Annotated in this window: 1 protein-coding gene; it reads right to left on the bottom strand. The window is 42.0% G+C overall.

Annotated elements, in window-relative coordinates; all coding sequences use genetic code 11:
• The coding region (locus RMO27_RS09235; RefSeq protein WP_309731615.1) for a type I polyketide synthase at positions 1-2,623 on the bottom strand (2,623 nt) is incomplete at both ends.

Below are 2,623 nucleotides of genomic sequence, written 5' to 3'. Positions count from 1 at the left end.
CAACGTTGACTCCCAGCACATATAATTCTGCCAAACTATGGAGCAAAATTTCCCAGTCTTCTCGACCAGAACACAACGATGGCAACCAAACTCCTCCACTTTCTGACAAACACTGTTTTCCCATCCCTAATAAAGTTGGTTTGGGGCCAATTTCGAGGAAAATTTGATAACCTGCTTGGTTCAAAGTCTCCATACTTTGGGCAAATTTCACGGGTTGACTGACATGACTTACCCAATAGTTTGCTGTAGCAATGCTATTATCTGCTCTGTTTCCTGTGAGATTTGATATTAGTGGAACTAGTGGTTGATTGTAGGTGATTCGATTGGCAATTGCGGCAAATTCTGCCAACATCGGTGCCATTAAGGGTGAATGGAAAGCATGGGATACCTGTAATCGATTGGTCTCGATCCCTTGTAACTCCAAGTTGTCGATAATTGCACTAATAGCTTCTGCTTCACCAGAAATTACAACATTTTTCGCTCCATTTATTGCTGCTATGGCTACAGATCCTATAAATGGAGCAATCAATCGATCTACTACTGCTGCTGATGCCATCACAGCCACCATCTCACCTTCAGCAGACAGATTTTGCATTAAGCGTCCTCGATGGGCAATTAGTTTTAATCCATCTTCTAAGCTAAATACTCCAGCAACTGTTGCGGCAACATATTCGCCAACACTATGTCCCATCACGACATCTGGTTTAATTCCCCAGGATTGCCATAACTGAAATAGAGCGTATTCGATCGCAAATAGTGCAGGTTGAGTATATGCAGTTTGGTTAATAATCGAGCTATCTAATAATCGAATATCGTCAGGATAAAGAATATCTAATAGAGATTTTTCTAAATATGGTTGAAGGATGCAATCGCACTGTTCGATCGTTTGACGAAAAACGGGTTGTGTCTCGTAGAGTTGTCTTCCCATGTTGACATACTGCGAACCTTGTCCAGTAAATAAGAAAACAATTTTAGGGGGCTTGTTATTACTGTAGAGTTTTCCAGCGTATACGCCAGGAGCTTCTTCTTCCGTACTATCCGTACTAATTTTTGCTAATTTATCGATTAATTCTTGTTTGTCAGCGGCTAAAATAGCTAGACGGCGATCGAAGTGAGATCTCCCTGTATTGGCACTGAAACAGACCGAAGCTATATCTAATTCTTCATGATTTTCTAAATAGTTGTGGTAATTAAGGACTAAATTCTTCAGAGCTTTGTCTGTTTTAGCTGATAGGGTTAACAGATGAATGGGACGGCATAAAATTTTACCCTGCGATTCAAGTAGATTTTGACATTCAATATATGTACCTTTTCCTAGTAATTGAACTGGTGCTTCCTCTAAAATCAGATGAGCATTCGTCCCCCCAAACCCAAAGGCACTAACTCCAGCCAATCGAGGGTATTCTCCTGACGACCACGATTGAAGTTTCGTCGGAATTTCAATCGGTGTACCCTCAATTCTTATATAGGAATTTAACCGATCTAAGTGCAAATGCGGCGGAATTTCACCATGTTCTAATGACAATACTGTCTTAATTAAACCCGCAATTCCCGCCGCAGCTTCTAAATGTCCAATATTAGTTTTAACCGAACCAATCCAACAAATTCGATCTATTTCTCGCTCTTCCATCAGTACAGCTTTGAGCGCATTTACTTCAATCGGATCTCCCAACGCAGTTCCCGTTCCATGTGTTTCCACATAACTAATCTGATTTGCTGTTATGCCAGCTTTCTCTAAAGCTAACCGAATAACTTCTTGTTGAGAATTACCATTTGGTGCGGTTAATCCATTCGTTTGACCATCTTGATTGACCGCAGAACCTCTAATAATTGCCTGAATATTATCTCCATCAGCGATCGCATCAGCAAGCCGTTTAAGGACAACTACTCCGCAACCTTCCGATCTCACATAACCATCTGCTGCCGCATCAAAAGTTTTACAGCGACCGTCTGCTGCCATCATTTGAGCCGCAGTAAAAGTCAATGTTAATTGAGGACTCAACATCAAATTTACACCACCAGCCAGAGCCAAATTAGACTCCCCACTTATCAAACTTTGACAAGCTTGATGAACCGCAACTAATGATGACGAGCAAGCTGTATCCATCGCCAAACTTGGGCCATGCCAATCTAAGTAATAAGACAACCGATTAGCTGCAATACTTAAAGCATTACCAGTAGCATAATACGTTTCGGTATTCGTAAGATTGCCGTTTAACCTGGCATAATCTCCATTACTAATCCCAATAAAAATGCTACTTCGACTTCCGACTAGTTCTGATGCAGCTAAACCTGCATTTTCTAATGCCTCCCAACTTACTTCTAACAATAGTCGTTGCTGGGGATCCATATTGCTAGCTTCCCGTGGGGAAATACTAAAAAATTGCGGATCGAATCGATCGACTCCTTCCAAGAATCCACCCCACCCATCCTCTGATTCCCAGCGAGAAACTGGCACTCTACCGATCGCATTGCCACCAGATTTCAATAAAGACCAAAAAGCTTGGGGATTGGCCGCTTGGGGAAACCGACATCCCGTCCCAATAATCGCGATCGATCCAGAGCGATCCTCCCGATCTAAACTAGAAGTTGAAGCTGATAATATGGGCGTTGTTGACCCTAA

Origin of the sequence: Chamaesiphon sp. OTE_75_metabat_556 (assembly GCF_031378165.1) — a bacterium.
Lineage (GTDB): Bacteria > Cyanobacteriota > Cyanobacteriia > Cyanobacteriales > Chamaesiphonaceae > Chamaesiphon.
This window is presented reverse-complemented; position numbering and strand designations above follow the sequence as displayed.